Source organism: Maribacter sp. LLG6340-A2, from assembly GCF_045057105.1.
Lineage (GTDB): Bacteria > Bacteroidota > Bacteroidia > Flavobacteriales > Flavobacteriaceae > Maribacter.
Map to the genome: position 1 here is coordinate 569739 of NZ_CP159332.1, position 24591 is coordinate 594329.

Annotated in this window: 24 protein-coding genes; 7 read left to right on the plus strand and 17 right to left on the minus strand. The window is 37.1% G+C overall.

All coding sequences use genetic code 11. The features are described from left to right. The first annotated feature begins 55 nt into the window (after window positions 1-55). Both ABVM52_RS02315 and ABVM52_RS02320 read left to right on the plus strand, forming a co-directional pair. The gene (locus ABVM52_RS02315) at window positions 56-781 is read left to right on the plus strand and encodes an SIMPL domain-containing protein (protein WP_405383324.1); all 726 of its coding nucleotides are present in this window, start codon (window positions 56-58) and stop codon (window positions 779-781) included. 379 nt (window positions 782-1160) lie between these two features. After that, window positions 1161-1706, plus strand: a complete 546-nt coding sequence (locus tag ABVM52_RS02320) for a pyridoxamine 5'-phosphate oxidase family protein (protein ID WP_405383326.1) — start codon at window positions 1161-1163, stop codon at window positions 1704-1706. On the opposite strand, the gene ABVM52_RS02325 is transcribed toward ABVM52_RS02320, so the two are convergent. Together ABVM52_RS02325 and bshC are read right to left on the minus strand one after the other, a co-directional pair. Then, window positions 1695-3077, minus strand: coding sequence for an ArnT family glycosyltransferase (locus ABVM52_RS02325; RefSeq protein ID WP_405383328.1), 1383 nt, complete (start codon window positions 3075-3077; stop codon window positions 1695-1697). The two genes, ABVM52_RS02320 and ABVM52_RS02325, sit on opposite strands and share 12 nt — an antisense overlap. Then, window positions 3078-4682 carry a bacillithiol biosynthesis cysteine-adding enzyme BshC gene (gene bshC, locus ABVM52_RS02330; protein WP_405383330.1) on the minus strand — a complete coding sequence of 535 codons (1605 nt, stop codon included), beginning with the start codon at window positions 4680-4682 and terminating at the stop codon, window positions 3078-3080. Between the two features lie 170 nt (window positions 4683-4852). On the opposite strand from bshC, the gene ABVM52_RS02335 reads away from it, so the two are divergent. Next, window positions 4853-7303: a M14 family metallopeptidase gene (locus ABVM52_RS02335; RefSeq protein WP_405383332.1), complete on the plus strand. Its 2451-nt coding sequence runs from the start codon at window positions 4853-4855 to the stop codon at window positions 7301-7303. 368 nt (window positions 7304-7671) lie between these two features. Continuing rightward, window positions 7672-8211 carry a hypothetical protein gene (locus ABVM52_RS02340; protein ID WP_405383334.1) on the plus strand — a complete coding sequence of 180 codons (540 nt, stop codon included), beginning with the start codon at window positions 7672-7674 and terminating at the stop codon, window positions 8209-8211. A gap of 76 nt (window positions 8212-8287) precedes the next feature. Here the strand turns inward: ABVM52_RS02340 and rimO are convergent, their stop codons facing one another. Then, entirely contained in the window at window positions 8288-9589 is a 1302-nt protein-coding gene (rimO, locus tag ABVM52_RS02345) for a 30S ribosomal protein S12 methylthiotransferase RimO (protein ID WP_405383336.1), read from the minus strand. Between the two features lie 117 nt (window positions 9590-9706). On the opposite strand from rimO, the gene ABVM52_RS02350 reads away from it, so the two are divergent. Together ABVM52_RS02350 and ABVM52_RS02355 are read left to right on the plus strand one after the other, a co-directional pair. Next, window positions 9707-10837, plus strand: coding sequence for a serine hydrolase domain-containing protein (locus ABVM52_RS02350; RefSeq protein ID WP_405383338.1), 1131 nt, complete (start codon window positions 9707-9709; stop codon window positions 10835-10837). A gap of 81 nt (window positions 10838-10918) precedes the next feature. Beyond that, a complete protein-coding gene (locus tag ABVM52_RS02355; protein ID WP_405383340.1) occupies window positions 10919-11521 on the plus strand; it encodes a nitroreductase family protein in 603 nt (200 codons plus the stop codon). Between the two features lie 24 nt (window positions 11522-11545). On the opposite strand, the gene ABVM52_RS02360 is transcribed toward ABVM52_RS02355, so the two are convergent. From ABVM52_RS02360 to recR, 14 genes are all read right to left on the minus strand, one after another. Then, window positions 11546-12391 (minus strand): metallophosphoesterase, encoded by an 846-nt coding sequence (locus ABVM52_RS02360; RefSeq protein ID WP_405383343.1) that lies wholly within the window; start codon window positions 12389-12391, stop codon window positions 11546-11548. A gap of 15 nt (window positions 12392-12406) precedes the next feature. Further along, window positions 12407-14086, minus strand: a complete 1680-nt coding sequence (locus tag ABVM52_RS02365; RefSeq protein WP_405383344.1) for an amidase family protein — start codon at window positions 14084-14086, stop codon at window positions 12407-12409. 14 nt (window positions 14087-14100) lie between these two features. After that, on the minus strand, window positions 14101-14970 hold the full coding sequence (locus ABVM52_RS02370) for a DUF2911 domain-containing protein (protein ID WP_405383346.1): 870 nt from the start codon (window positions 14968-14970) through the stop codon (window positions 14101-14103). A 3-nt stretch (window positions 14971-14973) separates the two neighbouring features. After that, on the minus strand, window positions 14974-15930 hold the full coding sequence (gene ftsY, locus ABVM52_RS02375) for a signal recognition particle-docking protein FtsY (RefSeq protein WP_405383348.1): 957 nt from the start codon (window positions 15928-15930) through the stop codon (window positions 14974-14976). Window positions 15931-16018: 88 nt separating this feature from the next. Next, complete coding sequence (locus ABVM52_RS02380) at window positions 16019-16171, minus strand: DUF4295 domain-containing protein (protein ID WP_089262813.1); 153 nt, start codon at window positions 16169-16171, stop codon at window positions 16019-16021. Between the two features lie 38 nt (window positions 16172-16209). Further along, window positions 16210-16392 (minus strand): 50S ribosomal protein L33, encoded by a 183-nt coding sequence (rpmG, locus tag ABVM52_RS02385; protein ID WP_058105695.1) that lies wholly within the window; start codon window positions 16390-16392, stop codon window positions 16210-16212. A 20-nt stretch (window positions 16393-16412) separates the two neighbouring features. Next, window positions 16413-16652: a 50S ribosomal protein L28 gene (gene rpmB, locus ABVM52_RS02390; RefSeq protein ID WP_079512565.1), complete on the minus strand. Its 240-nt coding sequence runs from the start codon at window positions 16650-16652 to the stop codon at window positions 16413-16415. Window positions 16653-16721: 69 nt separating this feature from the next. Further along, window positions 16722-17972 carry a competence/damage-inducible protein A gene (locus ABVM52_RS02395; RefSeq protein WP_405383351.1) on the minus strand — a complete coding sequence of 417 codons (1251 nt, stop codon included), beginning with the start codon at window positions 17970-17972 and terminating at the stop codon, window positions 16722-16724. Further along, complete coding sequence (locus ABVM52_RS02400; protein ID WP_405383353.1) at window positions 17972-18310, minus strand: Hpt domain-containing protein; 339 nt, start codon at window positions 18308-18310, stop codon at window positions 17972-17974. Before ABVM52_RS02400 ends, ABVM52_RS02395 begins: the two co-directional genes overlap by 1 nt. Continuing rightward, window positions 18310-18921, minus strand: a complete 612-nt coding sequence (locus tag ABVM52_RS02405; RefSeq protein WP_405383355.1) for a fumarylacetoacetate hydrolase family protein — start codon at window positions 18919-18921, stop codon at window positions 18310-18312. Before ABVM52_RS02405 ends, ABVM52_RS02400 begins: the two co-directional genes overlap by 1 nt. 1 nt (window position 18922) lies before the next feature. Further along, entirely contained in the window at window positions 18923-19813 is an 891-nt protein-coding gene (locus tag ABVM52_RS02410) for a carboxypeptidase-like regulatory domain-containing protein (RefSeq protein ID WP_405383357.1), read from the minus strand. A gap of 23 nt (window positions 19814-19836) precedes the next feature. Then, window positions 19837-20613 carry an exonuclease domain-containing protein gene (locus tag ABVM52_RS02415; RefSeq protein WP_405383359.1) on the minus strand — a complete coding sequence of 259 codons (777 nt, stop codon included), beginning with the start codon at window positions 20611-20613 and terminating at the stop codon, window positions 19837-19839. A 203-nt stretch (window positions 20614-20816) separates the two neighbouring features. After that, window positions 20817-22184, minus strand: a complete 1368-nt coding sequence (locus ABVM52_RS02420) for a dihydrolipoamide acetyltransferase family protein (RefSeq protein WP_405383361.1) — start codon at window positions 22182-22184, stop codon at window positions 20817-20819. Between the two features lie 90 nt (window positions 22185-22274). Next, the gene (recR, locus tag ABVM52_RS02425) at window positions 22275-22895 is read right to left on the minus strand and encodes a recombination mediator RecR (RefSeq protein WP_405383363.1); all 621 of its coding nucleotides are present in this window, start codon (window positions 22893-22895) and stop codon (window positions 22275-22277) included. A gap of 198 nt (window positions 22896-23093) precedes the next feature. Between recR and ABVM52_RS02430 the strand changes: the two genes are divergently transcribed. Beyond that, window positions 23094-24584: a sodium:solute symporter gene (locus ABVM52_RS02430; RefSeq protein WP_405383365.1), complete on the plus strand. Its 1491-nt coding sequence runs from the start codon at window positions 23094-23096 to the stop codon at window positions 24582-24584. The last annotated feature ends 7 nt before the right edge of the window (window positions 24585-24591 follow it).

The following is a 24591-nucleotide window of genomic DNA, read 5'->3' on the forward strand; positions in this document are numbered from 1 at the left end:
ACGGTTCTTGAAAAGTATCTTTTGGTTATATTTAAACTTCATTTTAATTTTTTTTATGAAAAATGTAAGTGCTATTATTTTTGGTGCAGCAATTATCATTGCCGCCTTCTTTTTAGGAAATGCCTATGTACGTAGGGCCAACCCGCCTCAAATTATTTCGGTAACCGGTTTGGGGAACGAAAATTTTACCTCTGACCTTATTGTCTGGGAAGGACAATTTTCATCTAATAGTACGGTATTAAAAACGGCTTTTGACCAATTAAATAAGGATAAGGAAATTGTTAGACAATATTTGACTTCTAAGGGGATCCCTACAGAAAATATTATTTTCAACAGTGTACAAACAACAGAAATGCGAGATAACCAATATGATAATGGTAATTACGTAGGCAGCATATTTAGAGGGTACCAACTTACCCAAACCTTAAAAATAGAATCTGAAGATGTTGCTTTAATTGAAGGCGTCTCTAGAGAAATAACCGAACTTCTTAATAAAGGGGTGCAATTCAATTCCTATCCACCAAGATATTACTATACCAAATTAGCCGATCTTAAGATTGAAATGATTTCAAAAGCAACGGAAGATGCACGAATACGTGCTGAAAAGATTGCGGAAAATGCAGGTAGCGGACTTGGTGACCTGGTATCTGCCAATATGGGAGTTTTTCAAATTACGGGCCAAAATTCCGGAGAAGATTTTAGTTGGGGAGGTGCATACAATACCTCGTCTAAAAACAAAACTGCCTCTATTACCATGAGGTTAGAATATAAAGTAAAATAGTTTTTCTACTTTAATTGATCCTTTATAATGATCTGGATCAAAACTTATTAGCCCGGTCACGGTAGCCATTAAAAACAAAAGCCCGGTAACCAACCGGGCTTTCTAATCAACCAACCATTAATTTGAATACATTAAAAGAATTCCATCTTTTTCATAACAATCTGTATTCAACCAATTTGTCGTACACTAATTACTTTCCTTACACCACCACAAACAAAAAGCCCAGGAACCACCCTGAGCTTTTCAACTAAATCAAAACCAACTTCAAACCAAAAAAAATCAAACTTTAATTTTCATAGCCATTTTCTATATAACAACTAGAAATAGCTTTACCCTACCCCACGTGGCATTTATTTTTAACTTTAAACAAAAAAATATAATGTCCGATGTCTTTTTTGAGGAAATGCTAAATGAACTATTCAATGGAATTAAAGTACATGGGCATCCATTTAGAACAGTTTCCTTAGCAACTGTAGGCCAAAATGCCAAGCCCAGATTATGTACTGTAGTCTTGCGAGAAGTAACCAATGATTTAAAACTGACCGTTTATACCGATAGTCGCTCCCAAAAAATAAGTAATTTGTTGCTCAACAATCAGATTGGCCTACTCATGTACGATCCTGATAAATTGTTACAGGTCAAAATTGAAGGACAAGCGCATATTGTAAAGGACGTAGAACGGTTAGACACTAGTTGGAGCAACATACCTACGAATAGCCGACGGGATTACATAACCCACCACAGCCCTAGCAGCGAAATAAACAACCCAAGCTCAGTTGAATATTTAAACAACGATCATTATTTTGCCATGATCGATATTGTACCACAAAAAATAGAATATTTAAAACTTAAAAGACCCCATCATATAAGGGTTGCTTTTGAAAAGGAACACGATACTTGGAAAAGCACATTTTTAGTTCCTTAAATCCGAATAAAAATAAATGTCCTGCTTTTCCTTCCCAAAGTCAAGGAGACTGTCCACTACTTTAAAATTTTTATAGACCGGTTTCTTAAACGAGACTAAAATTTCTTTAGTAACCGTATCTTTTTTTACATAAGAGTAATCATCTTGGGCAATTATTTTTCGCCCTGGATGCAATAATCTAATATTACCTGCATAGGTTACATTGGGCAGGTTCCATAGATGATGGGGATATGTATTCTTCAATTTATCTGCAATTGGATGAAATCCATACTGTACAGAAGACTTGACCTGTAATACTTTTTCTATAGGTGTTCTTACCACCTGGGCAAATAATACACCATAAAATAGCCAAAACCCTATTTTCACAAGCCTAAAATGGTTTTTAAGTGTTACAGATTCCCATAACAAAACCGTAAAGGGCAAGAATAATGGCAACAACCATCTAGTTTCTACTTTTTGGGTCTGAAATATCAAAAAAAACAATAACAATACTACCAACTGGGCAATACCCATTTTACAAAACCAACTTGTTTTAGGTTTTTTAAACGTCAATAATTTAAAAAAGAACCCAAGGCCCAATACTATAAAAAGCACATAACCCAAGGCCAATATGCCCTTGACAAAAGTTAATGCCGGCATCATGGAAAATGTAGGGGCTACAGAATTGCCCATGACCTTTTCCTGAATACTTTCCGATAATACTTCCTTGTAACCAGACGGGCCCAATAACCAAGAAACATGGGGATAAATTATTGCAAAGGCAATTACAATGGAAATAGAAATACGTATGTTCCAAATTGCCGAAAAAAGTTTTTTATCCCAAAGGGAAACCACAAATAAGGCTATCAGAAAAAATACATAATTATATTTGGACAAGATTCCTATACCTACCAAAAAACCGAGCAAAATATAGTTCGTATACGTTCTTTTTAGATTTAATTGATGCAAGGACAAATAAGTGCCAATTATTGCTAGGCACAACAAACTGGTATGCGATAACCTTCTAAACATAAAATCAATAAACACCGGCACCAATACTAAAAGCAATACTGACAACTGGGCCTTGGTTTGGTTCTTTAACCTTACCAAAGCAAACCTATAGAGTATAAACAAGGTCAAAGCAAACAGCACCCCCCTTAACAAGGAAAATGAAATCTTATTTACACCAAAAATCTGGTTACAAAAGAACTGAGCCCAAGTATAAAGTGGCGGTTGGTCGTCATACCCCAAACGTAACCACTGCGTATAATAGGCCTGTTCGGCATCCTCTAGCTCCAGCGCATTTTTTAATAAGGTAATACCGGTAATTGCTAAAAAGGAAGTAATTGCAAGCAGGGTTACCTTTTGTTGAGAACCGCTTTTGCCTACCATCTATTTACAGGTTATCACGGTAAAATCTAACGATAAGGGCTGTAATGAATTTATTAGCATAGGTATTAATTCTTCACCATACGCCAAATAAAATTCAGCAAAATTTAGGCTACGCTCCTGTAAGGACTGTCTGGGGAATAGTTCATTTTGGATTTCAGTTAACCTGACAACGTGATCTTTCAATTTTATTTTCTGCGCCTTCAACAACCGTTTTTCCAATGCATCCAAGCCCTTTTTTTGCTTGACTTCTTGGGCCTTTACAGCCCCTAAAAAGGATTTATCTGTTTTTTCCGCCAAATCATATAATGCCTCAAATTGTGATTCCAGGGTCTTTTTTTGAGGTGCAAAATCAATATCTATATTAGAGATTTCCCTAATTTTTTTATTGATAAGGCTACTTTGTTTCAAGAATAGATCGGACTTTGAAATTTTTAAACGGTTTAGCTTATCGGCCTGCTTTTCGGTAATCAACAAAGCAGAATTTCTAACCAATAAAATAGGAAAAGGTACATCCATTGACTTAAAAGCTGCCTTAAGTTCTAACCAATAAGCAATTTCTCCCCCACCTCCTATATAACAAAGGTTAGGCAAAATAATTTCTTGATACAGAGGGCGAGCAATTACATTGGGTGAAAATTTTTCAGGGGAATTCTCCATCTCAAGTTCCAGTTCCTCCCTTGAAAAAGAAAGGTCCGTATCATGTACTACATATCTACCCTGGCTTTCCACAATACGTTCACGAACACCATTTGCTAAATAAAAATAATTAATTTCACGCGGGTTCACTTGAATGTTATAGTCTGGAGACAATTCTTTTATTTCTTCAATAGTAGCCGAAACTTTTTTAAAGGCAACTTGTTCAAATATATCCTTCTTCATGTAAGGCACAAGCTGCTTCTTTAATTCCTTATCATCCCCATCAACAATAACCAGCCCGTACTCGGCAAATAATTCATTGGCCAAATACCGGGTAGCATCGGTTAAATTATCATGTTTAAGGTATGAAGCCTGAAACAACTTCTTTAAATCTTGCGCATTTTTACTGTCACCTATTGTATTTGCGAACAAGGTAAAGACTTCATTTAAACCCTCTGTGGACAATTGACCTACGGCCCCACTTGCCTGTTTGTTCCATTGAAACTTTAATCCCTTGTAATTAAAAAAATTGATTTCTTCAAAATCATGATCTTCCGTAGCCATCCAATAAACAGGAACAAAATTATAATCTGGATACGTAGACTTTAATTCTTTAGCAAGGTTTATGGTGGATATTATTTTATATAAAAAGTATAATGGACCCGTAAATAAATTTAATTGATGACCCGTTACTATGGTAAAAGTGTTGTTTTCCTTTAACAACCCAATATTATCTTGTGTTTGTACCGATGTCTTTATCCGGTGGTACTGCTCATTTAAGGAACGGTATAATATGGCACGCTGCTGGGTGGTGAAACTTTTTTCCTTTTCCGTTATTTGCTCTTTAAACCCATCTATAGAAGGAAATCTATGGTACAAGGATCTTAATTTTACATCTTCTGCGATGTAATCACAAATAAGCTTAGAAAAATAGCCCGTTTTGTTCAAGGGCAAACAATCAATATCCATACAAAAATTAAAAACTAAGTAAATATAAAACCCTTTCAACGTATTCTTCCTAAAAATACGTTAATTACCTCAAGTATCAACTACCTATAAACTCGCTAAAATACACTTCTTAAGATGGTGGTTTAGCATTTATTTTAATAGATTTGGCCGTATCGATTAGAACCGACCTTATGAAAACAAAATTACATTTTCTTCTTTTAGTTTTACCTTATATAGTATTGGCCCAGCTGAAATCTCCTTCAGAATTTTTAGGGTATGAACTTGGAACCCAATTCACCAGACATCACCAAGTGGTAGATTACTATGAATATTTAGCCCAGTCAGAACCGCAACGAATGAAACTAATGGAATATGGCAAGACGAACGAACGTAGGTCTTTGTTGCTTGCTACCATCTCGAGCAAATCCAACATGGAAAACCTTGAGCAAATTAGAGCGGAACATTTAAAAGGAATGAACGGCGAAGGAACTTCTAATAAAGCTATTGTATGGCTAAGTTACAATGTACATGGTAACGAAAGTGTAAGTACAGAGGCATCAATGCAGACCATATACGACCTATTGACCATTAAGAGTGATTACTTAGAGGATATTGTAGTTCTAATAGACCCTTGTATTAACCCAGATGGTAGAGATCGGTACGTAAACTGGTACAATCAATATAAAAATACACCACATCAAGTAGACCCTAACAGTAAGGAGCACCATGAAGGTTGGTGGAGCGGGCGTAGCAATCATTATATGTTTGATTTGAATAGGGATTGGGCATGGCTTACACAGGTAGAAAGCCAACAACGTTTGGTACAGTTTAATAAGTGGTTACCACATGTTCATGTAGATTTTCACGAACAGGGCGTGGACAACCCCTATTATTTTGCTCCTGCCGCAGAACCTTTTCATGAAGTTGTTACCGATTTCCAAAGAGAATTTCAACGTACCATAGGTAAAAACCACGCCAAATATTTTGATGAGAACGGATGGTTCTACTTTACCAAAGAGGTGTTTGACCTGCTTTATCCAAGCTACGGTGACACCTACCCTACCTACAATGGCGGTGTAGGTATGACCTATGAACAAGGAGGTAGCGGCCAGGCCGGTTTGGGTATTATTACCGCAATTGGCGATACCTTAACGTTGAAGGACAGAATTCTTCACCACCACACCACCGGACTTTCAACGATAGAAGTTGCTTCCAAAAACATTACCAAGTTAAACGATGAGTTCAAAAATTTCTATGCGGAAAAAGACTATACCTATAAAAGCTATATTCTTAACGGAAACCCGGATAAGCTAGAGGCACTCACCAAATTGTTGGACCAACATGAAATTATGTATAATGCCGGTGAAGATGCCACCATTAAAGGTTACAGTTATAACACTGCCAAGACTGGTTCTTTGAAAAGTTCCAAGAACAGTATCGTCATACCAAGTAACCAACCTAAGAGTACATTAGTAAAAGTATTGTTTGAGCCTATTGCAAAATTAAGCGATTCTGTTACCTATGACATTACCGCATGGTCTTTACCATACGCCTATGGTCTTGATGCATTGGCCAGTGAAAATACCGTAAAAGGAACTAGAATTACTCAAGACACTAATGATTACAGATCCATAACGCCCAATAGCTATGCATATTTAACGGACTGGAACAGCATGAAAGATGCTAGATTTCTGGCAGAACTCTTACGCAAAAATATACGGGTACGTTTTACCCATAAACCATTTACTTTAGATGGTATTGCTTATGAACGAGGAACACTTATCATAACCAAAAGCGATAACAAAAACATAAAGGATTTTAATGGTATTTTAAAGAATGCGGCCATTAGCCATAAAAAAGAAATTACCGCTACCAATACCGGTTTCGTAGAAAGTGGAAAGGATTTTGGTTCAAGTTATGTTGATGTTATTCAAAACCTGAATATAGCCGTACTATCCGGAAAACCAACTTCTACCCTTAGGTTTGGTGAAATTTGGAATTTCTTTGAGCAACAATTAAACTACCCAGTAGCTATCTTAGATGAAGAATATTTCCATAAGGTAGATTTATCTAGATACGACGTTCTTATTTTACCAGATGGTCGTGGTTATAATTCTTTCCTGAACAAGCATATTAAAGAAAAAATCAAGGATTGGGTTAAGGATGGTGGTAAATTAATTGCCATGGCAGGAGCAATTGATAAACTTTCCTCAGATAAGGAATTTACCATCAAAGAAAAAGAAACGAAAAAAGACACTACTATTAACCTTGAATCATTTGAGGTTTCTGAACGCGAACAGATTAAATCTGCTATAACGGGGGCTATTTTTAAGGCTAGTGTAGATAATACCAACCCGCTTGCATATGGTTATAGCGATACCTATTTTACCCTAAAACTAGGTGACCGTTCCTATAATTATCTTGAAAATGGCAGCGCGGTTTATTTAAGTGAAGGTGCAAATGAACCCGTTTCCGGTTTTGCCGGTAGCGATGCTAAAAATAAAATAGCTGAAACCTTGATTTATGGTACACAACAACTAGGTAAAGGTCAGGTAATCTATATGATAGACAACCCACTATTTAGAGGTTTTTGGGAAAATGGGAAACTGTTTTTCGCCAACGCCCTCTTTATGGTACATTAATCTATAAATTAGCAAACCAATAGTTGACTTGTTCTTGTCAACATGTCTTTTAATATTTAAAAAAATAGCAATTGCAGATCGCCCAGTTTTTGAAAGATATGGCTCTGGGCATTTTTAGCTATCCATATGCTAACAGTTGGTTATTCTACCATTCCGATGATGCGTAGAAAGTATTAACTATATACCTTTTCTGACATATAATGACTTTGGCAGCTTAAGCGCTCCATATATTGCCTAGAATAAGTTGTTATGGATACTTCTATCTAAATTGACGACTTGTAACGCAGGTTTTCAATCAAGAATATGAAAGCTTAAAATATCCTATATTTATTGCACTATAAATAAATAACACATAACCATATTTGAAAATGAAAAAATCAATTTTAAAAATCGCTTTGTTTGCACTAGTATGTTTTACATGTACCCAAACTTTTGCACAAACAACGAACATTAGTGTAATAGATAGTGCCGCTACGGTAGAACCCAAATTAAAATTTGGATGTGGATTTGGCCTTAATTTTTTAGGTGGCACCAATATTACCTTATCACCCAATTTACGCTATGCCGTAAGTGATAAATTTAATTTAGGTGCCGGTATTCAAGGTAGTTATACTTCTATTAAAGATGTGCAAAAAACAACCACCTTTGGCGCCAATATTATTACTGAATACATTCCCACCAAGAAATTTACTACCCTGCTGGAATTTGCACAGTTAAAGGTGAACAATACCAGGGAGACTACTACTGGAGAGGTTAAAGATAACTTTTGGGAATCTGCTCTTTTTGTTGGTGCCGGTTATAATATCAACAATAAAATTACCATAGGAGCTAAATACAATGTGTTGTATGATGACGATGAAAGTGTCTACACCAGTCCTATTATTCCCTTTGTCAACATTTCTTTTTAAAAAATACCCATTAAAAAACCCTAATGGCCAATGTGTTTACCATTAGGGTTTTTTATTAATATTAGTCTTTTTTATGTTATACAGGTTCTCCATATAAATCAAAATCTGCTGCTTCGGTGATTTTTATATTGACAAATTCACCTTGCTTTACATAATGCTTTGCAGCATCTATCAATACTTCATTATCCACATCTGGGGAATCAAATTCAGTCCTTCCAATAAAATAATTACCCTCTTTACGGTCAATAATGCAACGGAAGGTTTCTCCCACTTTTTTCTGGTTAAGCTCCCAAGATATTTGGGACTGTATTTCCATGATAATGTTGGCGCGTTCTTGCTTAACTTCCTCGGGCACATCATCCACCAAAGAGAAAGCATGAGTATTTTCTTCGTGGCTATAGGTAAAACAACCTAAACGCTCAAAACGCATTGTTTTCACCCATTCCTTTAATATTTCAAAATCCTCTTCTGTCTCACCAGGATACCCTACTATCAAAGTGGTCCTAATCGTCATTTCCGTAACTGCCGCCCTAAACTCCTGCAATAATTTAGTGGTTTTCTCTTGGGTGGTTCCACGACGCATGCTTTTTAGTATACGATCGGAGATATGCTGTAAGGGTATATCCAAATAGTTACAAACTTTAGGCTCACGGTTCATCACCTCTAGAACATCCATAGGAAAACCTGTTGGAAATGCATAGTGCAATCTGATCCATTCTATACCTTCTACCTTGACCAACGCCTCCAATAATTCCGCCAAATTACGTTTCTTATACAAGTCCAGACCATAATAAGTAAGGTCTTGCGCAATAAGAATCAATTCTTTTACTCCTTTGGCAGATAACTTCTGGGCTTCCGTTACCAGTTCTTCAATAGGCTTACTTTTATGCTTACCGCGCATTAAGGGTATAGCACAAAATGAGCATGGCCTATCACAACCTTCTGCAATTTTTAAGTATGCATAATTCTTGGGGGTAGTTGTTAACCGCTCCCCTATTAATTCATGTTTATAATCCGCTCCTAATGCCTTTAAAAGCCCTGGTAGTTCACTAGTGCCAAAATACTGATCCACATTAGGAATCTCTTTCTGTAAATCTGGTTTGTACCGTTCACTTAAACATCCGGTAACAAAAACCTTGTCCACAACACCTTCTTCTTTTCTTTGGACATATTCTAAAATTGTATTGACACTTTCTTCTTTTGCATTGGCTATAAAACCACAAGTGTTGATTACAACAATATTTCCTTCCTCCTCATGCACCACCTTTTTATTATTGGCCTTTAATTGGCCCATAAGTACTTCTGAGTCGTAAACATTCTTTGAGCAACCTAAGGTTACCACATTGATTTTGTTCTTCTTAAGGGTTTTTGTCCTCATAATTTTAATTGGGGTGCAAAAATACGATTTGGTGCTTTAAAAACGTTAGATATGGACAAAATTACCGGTAATCTTTACGGGTTTATTGAAAATTAGGGCACTAACTTAAACTTTATCATGAAATTTCCCCATTTTATCTACCTACTTACTTTAATACCAATGCTTTATTCCTGCTCAAAGGAATCCACGCAAGAAACCGAAAAAACCATTGACACACCTGTTGTCACGGATTCTCTACCAGCAGCGGCCTATTTTCCACCAATAAGTCGCACCAATGAATGGGAAACCGTTTCCTTTAACGCCCTTGGCTGGAACGAGAATAAAGTACCATCGTTACTACAATTTCTAGAAGAAAATAATACTGATGCATTTATTATTTTAAAAAATGGACGCATAGTCCTGGAAGAGTATTTTGGAGATTTTAAAATGGATGACAACCATGCTTGGAATTCTGCCGGAAAAAACCTGACCGCAATGCTAACTGGTATTGCCCAACAAGAAGGTTTTTTAAAAATTACCGATACTACCTCTACTTATTTAGGAGACGGTTGGTCTAGCCTTACCATGGAACAGGAACAAAAAATTAGTATTAAAAACCAATTGACCATGACCACAGGATTGGATTATACCGTAGAAAATAATTTTTGTACCGATCCCGAATGTCTGCAATATTTAAATGAACCGAATTCTAAATGGTATTATCATAATGCCCCTTATACCCTATTGGATGATGTCATTGCAAATGCTGTCAATTCTGACTTTAATACATACTTCTCAGAAAAAATAAAGGAACCTATTGGCATGCAAGGTACCTTCATAAAAATTGGTTACAATAATGTATACTTCAGCACCGCAAGAAGCATGTCCCGTTTTGGAATTTTAAACTTGCAAGAGGGTGTTTGGGACGGTGAGGTTATTTTAAACGATGCCGTCTATTTTAATGATATGATCAATTCTTCCCAAGAATTAAATCAAGCTTATGGGTATCTATATTGGCTAAATGGCAAGGACAGTTTTAGATTACCCAATACCGAGGCTGAATATACGGGTAGCCTAATACCAAATGCTCCGGACGATCTATATGCAGCACTAGGAAAAAATGACCAAAAATTATATATGGTACCCAGTATGGATTTGGTCATTGTGAGAATGGGCGGTGCAAGTGATGAAGAACTTTTAGGCCCTTCTAGCTTTGATAACGAAATCTGGGGCTTGTTAAATGAAATTATTATACAACCAACCCCTTAATACTAACTATCATTTTACCAGTATCTAAGAAATACCTTATTTATTAGAGCATTACAATGTGTATTTTTGTAAAAAAAATTGATGGATTTTAAAACTTTGGCCGAAGAGCGCTACACTACCAAAATTTTTGATGCTAGTAAAAAAATTCCTGAAACCCAGGTAGAAGAATTAAAGGAAATCCTTAAACTTAGCCCCTCGTCTATTAATAGTCAACCGTGGCTGTTTTCATTTGTTTCCAATGATGAAATAAAGAACTCCTTGGCCGAAGCCTCTTTTTTTAATGCCCCAAAAATTAAAAATGCAAGCCATCTAGTGGTTTTTAGCGTTATGGATAATCTGGAGCGTTTTGAAAAACACGTAGAGGACAATCTTGCGGAAGGTTCCATTAACTATTACAAGCAGTTTGTAAAAGGACAACCTGCCGAAACGACCATTACTTGGCTTACCCATCAAGTTTACCTATCCCTTGGTTTTTTCTTGGCCGCTTGTGCCGCCATGAAGATAGATAGCACACCTATGGAAGGCATAGAACCTTTGAAATACAAGCAAATTTTAAACTTACAAGACCATAAGGTACTTTTTGCGGTTGCGATAGGTTATAGGGATAATACCGATAAAAATCAGCCCAGTATCAATGGGAAATCAAGGTTAGCGGTAGATAAAGTAGTAGATTCCATTAAATAATTCATAAAGGTAATCGCCATATACCTAATCTTTCTGAGTTAAGGTGAATAATGTAATTTCTGGCCGTACATTAAATCTTACTTGTAGCAGACAACCCAAGGCCCTATTGATATAGAGCGATCTACCATCTTCCAAATCTATAACACCGGCCGTATATTTTCTATTTTCTACCGGTAACAAAGGTGGCGGTAAGAACGGAGGTTTAACCTGCCCACCATGTGTGTGGCCAGATAAAACCCAACCTTGAAAGTTGCCCCAGATTGGCAAATCACATACATCTGGATTATGACATAATACTATTGTTGGTTTGCCTTCCTGAAGTTGATTCATGGCTTTTTCGGGGTCAAAATTTACACCCCACATATCATCTATACCTATAAAATGCATTTCGTTCATTATTACAGATTCATTACGTAGCACCTTTATACCAACCTCACTTAACAGGCCTGCAATACGCAAAGCTACCCGCTCTTCTTCATAATGTATACCATAATCATGATTACCCAATACGGCCACTGTGCCCTTACTGCCCGTAACCGCATGTGCCAATACTTCTTTTAATTGTCCAAATTGACTATCGTCCTCATAACTTACGTAATCTCCCGTATATACAACAAAGTCCGGATGTAAACTTTGGGCCTGCTTAAACGATTCAATGATGTACTGATAATCAAAACTGTTGCCAATGTGGATATCACTAATCTGCATTATGGTTTTACCAACCAAATCTTTGGGTAAATTTTTTACAGGCATCTGTACCCTAACAAATTCTAACCAAAATGGCTCAACCTGCCAACTGTACAAGCCTGATAAAATACCCAGTCCGGCACCCCATTTAAAAATTTGCTTAAAGAACTTTCGCCGCTCCATTATTTCTGTGAAAGTTTATTCACCGTAGCCCTTAGGCATAACCCGTGCTTTAAATTTATTTTCAAAAGCCTTACCCATTCTAAGTAAATTGGCTTCTGAAAACTGCTTACCAATAAACGTAAGACTTATTGGCTCTCCTGTTTCCTTATACCCCATTGGTACGGTTAAGGCTGGGTATTTAGCCACAGCCGCATAACCGGCATGGTAGTTATTTATTGATAAAATAGCATCCAGCCCATGGGTATCCAAAGCGGAATCAAAAAATAATCGTCCATTCTTTTCTAAATTCGCCTTTATTTCCAACAGCTTTTCCTTAGTGGTTGTATCTGCTATTATTCCTTCAAATAACGATTGTCCGTACGGTATCCTTACCGTAGAATCTTGCTTATTAAAATTGATTACCTCTTGTACTGAACCTACTTTTACGTTTGCCGGTACACCAAACTCTTTTAAATACTTTGGCAAATCATTTCGCATATCAATATTAAGGATGCTTAGAAAACCGTCCATATTTACATCCGGCGGAGTAAATTTCACAATTTGCGCCCCTGCTTTTTCTAAATCCTCTACAGTATTCCTGTAAATACTATCTGTCTTCATTAGTTCCGTGAAAGCACCCAATCTCATTTCACTTATTTCTACAGGATGAAGACCTGCCGATAATATTCCCGGAAACTCTTTTTCCACTGAAGCCGGATCCTGCGCATCATGCCCTAGCATTGCAGATAACAATATGGCATTATCCACCACATTTTTGGTCATGGGCCCCGGTGTATCCAATGTACTGGAAATAGGAACAATACCAGTGCGACTTAACAGCCCTATGGTTGGCTTTAAGCCTACCACTGAATTTTGACTACTAGGAGACAAAATTGAACCCGATGTTTCCGTTCCTACGGCTGCAACTGCATAATTTGCTGCAATTGATGTTCCACTTCCAGAACTGGACCCACCTGTTTCAAATATTCTTCTTCCATACGGATTTAAAGTTTGACCGCCATATGCACTATACCCCACCGGACAACCTGAACATAAAAAATAAGCCCACTCACTAAGGTTAACCTTACCCAGAATCAAAGCTCCGTTCTTTTTTAAATTTGATACTATAAAAGCATCCTCTGCTTCATTATTAATCAATGCCAAGGACCCTGCAGTGGTTTTCATGCCCGTAGTATTGATATTATCTTTCAATAAAATTGGCATACCATAAATGGGATGCTGTATTTTGGGCGCCCTATTCATTTTCAAATCTTGATCCAATGCACGAGCCTGTTCTACAACCTTTGCATTTAATGCAATTACCGTATTTAGTGTTGTGTTATTGTTTAATTCATACTTATAAATACGATGTAAATAAAATAGGACCAATTCTTCATAGCTTAAGGCTCCTTGCTCTATAAAATCCCTAATGGCAAAAATATTTTGTTCCAAAATCATAGGGGCCAATGCATGATATTTTTCTTCGCTAAATTTGGAAACTTCATCATATAAAGGCAAAAACACTTCATTCTTGTCCAAAACCTTGGATTGTATCAATTTGTATTGCATACGTTCTATTTCATGATCGGCATTTGCCGCCACCTCAATAGAATCATTATATGGTCTCCATAATACCACTTCGTCTTCCATAGAATTTTTTTTCTCCTTACAAGCGCTCAATAACACAATCGTAAGTATGCCAATAATTTTTTTCATAATATAGTCGTTTACTACTCTTTGGACTCCCAAAGTAAAATACTTGCTTTATTTAACCTGACAAACTCATCTTTCTGTAATTTCTGTGCCAAATCTAAAGATGCCCTTGCAAATTTTATAGCTTCTTTATACAATTCCAAATCTGCAAGTATCAAAGATTTTACCCGGTAATAATAGTAGGTGCCACCATCCATTTTTATGGCCTTGTCCACATAATCCAATGCTTTGTCCGGTTTTAATCCTTGTTCCTGATAATATCTAGCAATTTCATAATAGGTCTGTCCATTGGGCAACGCTTTAAGGGCCTTTTTTATTTGCTCCTCCATCTGCTCTTTGGTGTTAACGGTAATAGGCACCACTACCTTAGTATTTCCCCAATGCCAAATCATATGCAACCCATTATGGTCAATATCATCAAAGGATATCAAAAAATTCTCTTGAAATTCCGATGTTGTTTTTGGTACTATTGGTATTCTAAGCACGTCTTCTTTTGCATTATAGGACGCTCTTCCATCTCCCCAATGATTTATATTCGTATGAAAAACCACTTGCCATTCATTGGCACCCGGAAAAGCATATAAGGCATAGGTACCTTTTTCAAGCTTGGCCCCGTTAACATATACAGGATTGTTAAAGGATATTTTTGTAGAGGCATTGGCACCAACCCGCCATATGCGACCATACGGCACTAGACCTGGCTCACCATTAGATTGGCTCCCAAACAAATAGCGTCCACGAGCAGCAGGACGGGAATATTCAACTTTGATTTCAGTAAACCCTACTTCTTGGACCAAAGTGGAGAACGGACTTGCCTTAGGGTGTTTCATTTGCGCCTTACAAATGCTAACCGTAGTGAACAACAATACAGACCAAATGAATTTCAATAGTTATAATTTAAAGAAAGAGTCTACAAATTCATATTTATTGAATACCTGCAAATCTTCAATACCTTCACCTACCCCAATATATTTAACGGGAATTTTAAATTGATCGGAGATCCCTATTACCACACCGCCTTTAGCCGTACCATCTAACTTAGTAATTGCCAAAGCCGTTACCTCAGTAGCCTTTGTAAATTGTTTGGCTTGTTCAAATGCATTCTGACCGGTTGAGCCATCTAAAACCAAAAGCACTTCATGTGGGGTGTCTTCTACCACCTTTTGCATGACACGCTTTACCTTGGTCAATTCATTCATTAAGTTCACCTTATTGTGTAAACGGCCAGCGGTATCTATTATAACAACATCTGCATCTTGTGTAACAGCAGAACTTAAAGTATCAAAAGCAACAGAAGCGGGATCGCTGCCCATTTGCTGCTTTACAATAGGAACATCTACACGATCCGCCCATACCTGTAATTGATCTATGGCTGCGGCCCTAAAAGTATCTGCCGCACCCAATACAACCTTTAAACCTTGTTTTTTATATTGATAGGCCAATTTACCAATGGTAGTTGTCTTGCCAACGCCATTAACCCCTACGACCATAATTACATATGGCTTTTTTCCTTCAGGACGATTTAGCCCTACATTCTCACCCTGATCGGTTTCCGATAAAAGTGCGGCAATTTCCTCTCTAAGTATACCGTTAAGTTCTTCCGTACCTACATATTTATCTCTAGCAACCCTTGCTTCTATTCTGGTAATTATCTTAAGCGTGGTATCTACCCCAACATCTGAGGTTACCAGAACTTCTTCAAGATTATCAAGGACATCATCATCCACTTTGGACTTTCCGGCAACCGCTTTTCCCAATTTGGAAAAAAAATTGGTCTTGGTTTTCTCCAAACCTTTATCCAAGGTCTCTTTCTTTTGCGTAGAAAATATCTTTTTAAATAGGCTCATTGTTTCAGCTATAGTTATTCAAATATAAAAATTAAAAAGCCCCTTTCGTAGGAAAGAGGCTTACAATAACTACAAAAAGTTATTAATCTTATTTCTTGGCAATCCAAGCATCCACCAATTCTGGTGCCATTACTTGCTCAACAAAAACATAAGCACCGGATTTTGGTGACTTAACCATTTTTATTGCCTTTGTCAATCTTTTAGAACTTGTCTGTAAACTTGCTACGGTTTTCTTAGCCATGACTTATTATTTTTGTGATTGTCGTCTTAAACGAAAATCTATTTAATTTCTTTATGAACGGTCATTCTCTTAAGAATAGGATTGAATTTTTTAATTTCCAATCTCTCAGGAGTGTTCTTTTTATTCTTAGTTGTAATATATCTAGAAGTTCCTGGTTGTCCAGATTCCTTGTGCTCAGTGCACTCTAATATTACTTGTATTCTATTGCCTTTCTTTGCCATCGTACGCTATATTTTCCAGATTATTTAATAACTAATCCTTTTGCTTTTGCCTCTTTTAACACAGCAGAAATGCCTTTTTTATTGATACTTTTTAAAGCTCTTGTTGAAACTTTAAGCGTAATCCAACGGTCTTCCTCAGGAATGTAAAAACGCTTCTTTGAAAGATTTACATCAAATCTTCTTCTGGTTTTATTGATTGAAAACGATACGTTGTTCCCAAACATCGCCTTCTTCCCCGTAATTTCACATACTTTTGACATCGTGCTGACTTTTTCTTTTAAACAGGGTGCAAATTTATATCATTTTTATCGTACAGACAACATAATACTTCACATTTTTAAAATTTCTTTTTGAAGGAGCTCAAAAGCCTTATTTACAGACTTTTCCACAACGCGTTCACGAGTGCTCCCCATTTGAAATTCCTGCACTAATTGTGACTTAGGACCATCAATGGCAATAAATACCGTTCCTACATTGGCATTTGAGTCTCCTTTTGTAGGCCCTGCATTGCCCGTAGTAGCTATTGCAAAGTCCGTTTTCATTAATTCCTTAGCTCCTTTTGCCATGGCCGTTGCAACTTCTGCACTTACAACAGAATGTTTTTCTACCAATTCTGCCGGAACTTTTAATACATTTATTTTAGCTTCGGTGGCATAACTGACCACGCTTCCTTTAAAGTAACCAGAGGCACCTGGCAATGAAGTTAACTTTTCTGCAATCATTCCTCCGGTAAAACTTTCTGCCGTAGATACCGATAAGTTTTTCTCCAGCAATAATTTAGCTACGATTTCTTCTAAACTTTCATCATCTTCCAAACCATAAACAATATCCTCTATTAATGGGAATAACTTCTCACTTTGCAGATTCATTGCGTTGACCAACTCATCATAATCAGTAGATTTACCTGATAGACGCAACCTAACCTTACCTAAATTTGGCAAGTAAGCCAATTTTATATTGGATGGCAGTTCATTTTCCCAAGCCTCTATTCGTTTGGCAATAGCACTTTCCCCCAAACCATAGGTAACTATAGTTTTATGCATGATATGTGGTCGCTTATAATAAGTGACCAATTTTGGTATGACCGATTCCTTCAATAGATGTTTCATCTCAAAAGGCACGCCAGGCAACGAAACAAATGTTACCCCTTCTTTTCTCATCAACATACCTGGTGCCGTACCATTGGCATTATGCAATACTTCTGCCTTACTTGGCACTAAAGCTTGCATTCTATTGATATCTGAAATAGGTGTATTGCTAATATATTTGGCGAACAACTCTTCAACATGAGCCAAAACATTTGAATTCTCTACAAGTTCATCATTAAAGAATTCACATAGGGTATGCTTTGTGATATCATCTTTGGTTGGCCCAAGCCCACCGGTAACAATGACCACATCTACGCGTTCCGATGCTTCCTTAAAGGCGTTCAGCATATGAACGCGCTCATCTTGTATAGAAGTTATCTGGTATACGGAAATACCAATTTTATTTAACTCCTTACTTATAAAAGTTGAATTGGTATCAACAATTTGACCAATGAGAATCTCATCGCCAATGGTAATGATTTCTGCAAGCATTATAAATCAAAATCGTTTTTAAGCTCTGCTATTACCTGGGTTATATCGGTTTTCAATAGAGGAAATCTCTTTTTAATTTCATCCATATTACCCACTTCCTTCCCCAAAGTCTCCATCTCCAAAGCAATTGCGCGGGTTTGCTCCATACCCAACAAATCTACATTGGGCTTTATTTTATGTGCTAATTGGTACACCTGACCATGATCCTTAGCCTCTAATGCTTTTTCCAGCATCTCCATATCTTCCGGCACTTCTTCTAAAAAAACGGAGATAACAGAATTTATGAAATCCTGATCCCCCTCTGCCATCTCATTAATCTTATCCAGGCTATAAATCATTATTTAATTTTTACGGTAAAAAGTTCCTTGTTCTCCAAGCTCCCCGAAAGATAGTCATTTGTACTTATTTTGCCAACACCTGCAGGCGTACCCGTAAAAATTATATCCCCTTTTTTAAGCATGAAAAAAGTAGAAACATAAGCAATTAGCTCATCAATTTTCCAAAGCATTAAGCTTGTATTTCCTTCTTGCACCACCTCATCGTTTTTTAACAGCTTAAAATTTAAGTCGTTAAGATCCTTAAACTGTTCTTTTTTTAACCACTCTCCTATGACCGCAGCACCATCAAACCCTTTTGCCTTTTCCCACGGCAGCCCTTTTTCCTTTAATGTTGCCTGCAGGTCCCTAGCGGTAAAATCTATACCCAAGCCAATTTCATCATAGTACATTGGCGCAAATTCCTTTGCTATATGCTTTCCTACCTTTTTTATTTTTACCAAAACCTCAACTTCATAATGAATATCATTTGAAAATTCCGGAATGTAAAAATCCTGTTGTTTAGGCAGTACCGATGAATCTGGTTTTATAAACACTACAGGCTCATTTGGCCTTTCATTATGAAGCTCCTGGATATGGGCAGCGTAATTTCTACCAATACAAATTATCTTCATCCTATTTCTTTTTCGACATTTTTAAACTGATTGCCGGAATTAAATTTTCATTATTGCCCGGCGCCTTTATCATAAAATCTGACCATTCTCCCATACCATACACCATAGTCCTGAAATTTTGATTCTTTTGATAGACCGCTGCAAATGTTGGCGCAAAACGATCTTCTACCATTTTTTCCTTGGACAAAGGGTGCTCATAGGAATTCATGTACCAATTAAAGGGCAGGAACAACCATTCCAATCCAACGTAAATTCCTTCCTCAGGAATTCTAATGCCCAAACTTGAAAGGTCAATGGAAACAAAGTCCTCCTCAACAGAGGTTTCCAAAATAATACTTTTGCGTATTAAATCATGATCCGGTTTTCTAGTTTCTTTATTAACATCATAGACCCTAAGCCTAAATTTTGAAGAGCTTCTTTTAAAACGACTGTTCCTCTGCATGAACACCGTAATCTTTTCCAAATATTTTTTGGACGCACCAATATTAGGAAAGTATAAAGCCAACACCCAAGGTGTTTCCGCCGAAGAAAAGCCACTTTTTATACTATAGGAACTAATAGGATTAAGTACCTGAGAGTCCCCTAAATCTTGGGAAACCACCACTTCCTCAAGTTCAAAGGTATCTTCTTTAAGACGTATTTTTCCCTGCTCCTTTAAACGCTTAACAGGTAGTATGGTATCTTTATAGCCTAAGGCGGAAATATGTACCTCACGCTCCAAAAATGATTGGGGAACATCTACATAAAAATACCCTTCATCATTGCTTGATGTTCCTTTTAAGGTTTTTAAAAAACTAATATTTGCATAAGGGATAGGTTCTTGGTTTTTACCATCTAGAATATACCCATCAATTAAAACTTCCTGTGCCTGGCAGCACCTAACAACAATCAAAAAAAATAAGAGCACCCTTACCATTACCCTAACTTATTATTGAGTTTGCTCAACTTAATCTGTGTCAATATTTTCTTGGTATACAAGGGGAAATCTGCATTTAACATCCAACCAAAATAACCGGGCTCCTTTTCCAGCACATCATGAACTTTCTTGCCCTTATGTTTACCGAACGCAAATATTTCCTCGCCATCTTCATCCAAGGCTATAAACCCAGCAAAATCTACCGATTGTTTTCTTCTTGAAAACTCTGATAGCTTTTTTACATTGTTCTCCAAGTCTGGATACCGGTCTAATTGGGACAGCAATACTTCATAAGTTGCATTGGTATCCGCTTCTGCACTATGGGCATTGGACAAATCCTTATCACAATAAAACTTATATGCCGCCTCTAATGTACGTTTCTCCATTTTATGAAAAATAGTCTGAACATCTACAGAAACAGTATTCTTCATATCAAAATCTATCCCCGCCCTAAGCATTTCTTCCGCCAAAAGGGGAATATCAAATCGGTCAGAATTAAAACCACCCAGATCACTATCCTTGATCATCCTATAAATTTCTTTGGACAACTCTTTAAATGTAGGCTCATTGGCCACTTTCTCATTGGTAATACCATGCACCTCCACTACTTCTTGCGGAATGACCATCTCCGGATTTACCAACCAAGTCTTGCTTTCCTTATTACCGTTAGGATATACCTTTAGTATAGAAATTTCAACAATGCGGTCTTTTGCCACATTGACCCCCGTGGTTTCCAAATCAAAAAAACAAATTGGCCTAGTAAGCTTTAATTCCATATATAATACGCTTTTTACAAAGATACCTTTCGTTCTGCAAATGCTCTAATACTGCCTTATTTAAATTACATTAATAACAAACCACAGTTAAACAATCACCTAAAAACATACTTGAACAATAACCAAAACAACGGTAAAAAAAATGTGGCATTTGAAAAAAAAATCAAACACCACATCTATATTATTTAAACACTTTTATGCTATTAAATTTCGCGGTTTATATCCCAAGCTTCTAAATAATCTGCTACAGCTTTTGCGAACATACTGCCCAATGCACCATTAACCACTCTGTGATCATAACTATGGGAAAGATACATTTTACTACGTATTCCTATAAAATCTCCTTCAGCGGTTTCAATGACGGACGGAATTTTCCGTATAGCTCCTAAGGCCAGAATACCCACTTGTGGTTGATTTATTATTGGAGTGCCAAAAACACTACCAAAGGTTCCTACATTGGTTACCGTATACGTACCACCCTGAACTTCATCTGGTTTTAAGGCATTGTTCCTAGAACGTTCTGCCAAATCATTGACCACTTTGGCCATACCTACCAAATTCAGCTGATCCGCATTCTTTATGACCGGAACTATTAAATTACCATCTGGCAATGCAGCGGCCATACCAATATTTATATTTTTCTTTTTGATTACAGCATCCCCATCTACAGAAATATTCATCATGGGATATTTTTTCAATGCTTTGGCCACAGCTTCCAGAAAAATAGGGGTAAACGTTAATTTCTCCCCTTCCCTCTTAAGAAAAGCATCCTTTACCTTTAGGCGCCAATTGACGATATTGGTAACATCAACCTCTATAAAACTTTGCACATGGGCAGATGTAGATACACTTTCTGCCATATGCTTAGCAATCAATTTGCCCATTCTGGACATAGGAACCACCTCATCACCACCGGAAACCTGTGTTTTAGGCGGATCAACAATAGTGTCCTTACCACTTACGGGTGCCGAACCAGCCTGTGCAACATTTTCCTGTTTAGGTTCAGGATCCTTATTAACCACCTGAGCTTGCTGAACAGTGGCCTTCTTACCGTTTTTAATGTAGGCCAAAATATCATCTTTGGTTACCCTACCATCCTTACCGGAACCCTCTATAGCTTCTAACGCTTCAAAAGAAACACCTTCTTCCTTGGCTATATTTTTAACCAACGGCGAGTAAAACCGTTCAGTATCGCCAATCACCAAATCTGGTGTTGCGGTTGCTTTGGCCTTCTCTACAGTTTCTTCTGCCGCCGCTACCATTTCTTCCTTTAAAGGCTCTTCTTTTTGTGGTTCTGCCTGCCCTTCTTCACCAGGTGAATCCTCTTCACCCTCAACCTCTATTATCGCAACGGTCTGTCCAACTTTAATTACATCATCGACCTTAAAGCATTTTTCTACCAATACGCCATCTACCTCACTAGGAACCTCACTATCCACTTTATCCGTAGCAATTTCAAAAATTGCCTCATCCATTTCTATAGTATCCCCTACCTCTTTCAACCATGATGTCAATGTTGCCTCTGCAACACTTTCTCCCATACGTGGTAGTTTCAATTCAAATTTTGACATATCGATAATTTATAGCTTGTTTTAGATATAATTTTTGCAAAAATAACAAAATTAATACCTATTTAATGACATTAATCTTGTTTTAAAGTTCTAATTCTGTTTTAAAGAGCCTTCAAACGGAACGCGGTTTAGAATACTCCTACCCAGTGTTACCTCATCTGCATATTCCAATTCATCGCCTACCGCTATACCTCTTGCAATGGTAGAGGTTTTAATTTCAACACCTTCTAATTGTTTAAAAATGTAAAAATTGGTAGTATCTCCTTCCATCGTAGAACTCAACGCAAAAATCAATTCCTTTATTACTCCTTTTTTAACCTTCTCCACTAAGGATGCAATTTTAAGGTTTTGTGGTCCCACGCCTTCCATTGGAGAAATCTTACCGCCCAACACATGATATTTGCCCCTAAATTGGCCGGTATTCTCTATTGCCATAACATCTCTTATATCCTCTACCACGCATACCAAAGAATCATCTCTTTTGGGGTTGGCACAAATTTCACACAAAACGGTATCAGCAATATTATGGCAATTTTCACAGAATTGAATTTTTCCCCTTAAATCTACCAATGACGTGGCAAGGTCATCTGTTCTTTTTTCCGGTTGCTTTAATAAATGTAAAACCAATCGTAAAGCGGTTCGCTTACCAATACCCGGCAATTGCGATACCTCATACACTGCGTTCTCTAATAATTTTGATGAAAAATCCATAGGCTAATATGGCATAAATTTACGACTAATGTTGAATAATTTACTGCCTCGTTAACACAAAATTCTGACACTACCCCTTTGTTAGACCCTTAAACCAAAAGTCCTATTTACAAAAGCCCCCAGTAAAAATGGGCCTTATATTTTAAGTTTATCCCCACGTCATGTAACTTTTTGTAATTTGCCGCCAAATTAAAATGAATGAGTGCTTCCCATATATTATTATTGATTACCGGCTATTTTGTTCTGTTATTGGTCATCTCCTATTTTACAGGTAAGAACGACTCTAATGAAGATTTCTTTAAGGCCGGAAAACAATCGCCTTGGTATTTAGTGGCCTTTGGGATGGTTGGCGCATCTTTATCCGGTGTAACCTTTATCTCCGTTCCTGGCTGGGTAGATGCCTCGCAATTTGGTTATATGCAGGTGGTTCTTGGTTATTTTCTTGGCTATTTGGTGACCGCATTTGTACTACTTCCTATTTATTATAAACAAAATGTAACCTCTATATATCAATATCTTGACGACCGTTTTGGATTTGTAAGTTACAAGGTTGGTGCCGTATCCTTTTTTATATCACGGGTACTGGGTGCTGCCTTTAGATTATTTTTAGTAGCCATTGTACTTCAACAATTTGTATTTGACGCATGGAACGTGCCTTTTGAAATTACGGTGACCTTATCCATATTACTTATATGGGTCTATACTTTTAGAGGAGGCATTAAAACCATAGTTTGGACAGATACCCTACAGACTTTTTTTATGTTGGTGTCCGTTGGATTATCTATCTATTTTATTCTAGAAAAACTTGATTGGACGTTTATGGAGTTCCTGAACTCATCTGAGCTAAGCCAATACAGCACCACATTTTTTACCGACGATTTCTTTTCTAAAAACCACATATTGAAATCATTTTTAGGCGGTATGTTCATAACTATATGTATGACAGGACTTGACCAAGATATGATGCAAAAAAACCTTACTTGCAGAAATTTGGGCGAAGCTCAAAAAAATATGGTCAGTTTTAGTATTGTGCTCGTTGTAGTAACATTTATTTTTATGCTTCTTGGTGCTTTATTGTTTATTTACGCAGACGCGCACCAAATAGCACTACCCTTAATGGATGGTTCTCCAAAATCTGACTTACTGTTCCCTGAAATTGCACTGAACAGTAATCTAGGCCTTACCGTAGCCGTGACCTTTATGCTTGGACTTATAGCAGCAGCTTATAGTAGTGCGGACAGTGCTCTAACTTCATTGACCACTTCTTTTTGCGTAGATTTTCTTAATACCGAAAAAAAATCGGTCCAAACGGCAAAAAAAATACGTCGTAAAACCCACGTAGGTATGAGTATCCTTTTAATTCTTGTGGTAATTTCTTTTAAATATGTTTTGGATAGAAATGTTATTGATGGTCTTCTTACTGTAGCGTCCTACACATACGGACCGTTATTAGGCTTATTCTCTTTTGGTATTTTCACCAAATACAAAGTAATTGATAAGTATGTCTGGATAGTGGCCACTATTTCCGTTGTCAGTATTCTAATATTGGCCAAGATACCCACACATTATTTAGGGGGATATGTGTTTGGATACGAACTTTTACCCTTAAACGGGCTCCTTACTTTTATTGGCTTGTGGATTATCCGGAAAAATCCTGTGACAGAACCTGATATTAAAGACATTGCTTAAGGACATT

Bases quoted from the DNA above. Each gene is read 5' to 3' on its own strand.
- ABVM52_RS02430 (WP_405383365.1), top strand. From the start codon at position 23,094: ATGAGTGCTTCCCATATATTATTATTGATTACCGGCTATTTTGTTCTG.
- rpmB (WP_079512565.1), bottom strand. From the start codon at position 16,652: ATGTCAAAAGTATGTGAAATTACGGGGAAGAAGGCGATGTTTGGGAAC.
- ABVM52_RS02340 (WP_405383334.1), top strand. From the start codon at position 7,672: ATGAAAAAATCAATTTTAAAAATCGCTTTGTTTGCACTAGTATGTTTT.
- recR (WP_405383363.1), bottom strand. From the start codon at position 22,895: ATGGATTTTTCATCAAAATTATTAGAGAACGCAGTGTATGAGGTATCG.
- ABVM52_RS02325 (WP_405383328.1), bottom strand. From the start codon at position 3,077: ATGGTAGGCAAAAGCGGTTCTCAACAAAAGGTAACCCTGCTTGCAATT.
- ABVM52_RS02415 (WP_405383359.1), bottom strand. From the start codon at position 20,613: ATGGAATTAAAGCTTACTAGGCCAATTTGTTTTTTTGATTTGGAAACC.
- ABVM52_RS02355 (WP_405383340.1), top strand. From the start codon at position 10,919: ATGGATTTTAAAACTTTGGCCGAAGAGCGCTACACTACCAAAATTTTT.
- rpmG (WP_058105695.1), bottom strand. From the start codon at position 16,392: ATGGCAAAGAAAGGCAATAGAATACAAGTAATATTAGAGTGCACTGAG.
- ABVM52_RS02395 (WP_405383351.1), bottom strand. From the start codon at position 17,972: ATGCTTGCAGAAATCATTACCATTGGCGATGAGATTCTCATTGGTCAA.
- ABVM52_RS02360 (WP_405383343.1), bottom strand. From the start codon at position 12,391: ATGGAGCGGCGAAAGTTCTTTAAGCAAATTTTTAAATGGGGTGCCGGA.
- rimO (WP_405383336.1), bottom strand. From the start codon at position 9,589: ATGAGGACAAAAACCCTTAAGAAGAACAAAATCAATGTGGTAACCTTA.
- ABVM52_RS02315 (WP_405383324.1), top strand. From the start codon at position 56: ATGAAAAATGTAAGTGCTATTATTTTTGGTGCAGCAATTATCATTGCC.
- ABVM52_RS02405 (WP_405383355.1), bottom strand. From the start codon at position 18,921: ATGAAGATAATTTGTATTGGTAGAAATTACGCTGCCCATATCCAGGAG.
- ftsY (WP_405383348.1), bottom strand. From the start codon at position 15,930: ATGAGCCTATTTAAAAAGATATTTTCTACGCAAAAGAAAGAGACCTTG.
- ABVM52_RS02420 (WP_405383361.1), bottom strand. From the start codon at position 22,184: ATGTCAAAATTTGAATTGAAACTACCACGTATGGGAGAAAGTGTTGCA.
- ABVM52_RS02320 (WP_405383326.1), top strand. From the start codon at position 1,161: ATGTCCGATGTCTTTTTTGAGGAAATGCTAAATGAACTATTCAATGGA.
- ABVM52_RS02335 (WP_405383332.1), top strand. From the start codon at position 4,853: ATGAAAACAAAATTACATTTTCTTCTTTTAGTTTTACCTTATATAGTA.
- ABVM52_RS02400 (WP_405383353.1), bottom strand. From the start codon at position 18,310: ATGATTTATAGCCTGGATAAGATTAATGAGATGGCAGAGGGGGATCAG.
- ABVM52_RS02380 (WP_089262813.1), bottom strand. From the start codon at position 16,171: ATGGCTAAGAAAACCGTAGCAAGTTTACAGACAAGTTCTAAAAGATTG.
- ABVM52_RS02350 (WP_405383338.1), top strand. From the start codon at position 9,707: ATGAAATTTCCCCATTTTATCTACCTACTTACTTTAATACCAATGCTT.
- ABVM52_RS02365 (WP_405383344.1), bottom strand. From the start codon at position 14,086: ATGAAAAAAATTATTGGCATACTTACGATTGTGTTATTGAGCGCTTGT.
- bshC (WP_405383330.1), bottom strand. From the start codon at position 4,682: ATGGATATTGATTGTTTGCCCTTGAACAAAACGGGCTATTTTTCTAAG.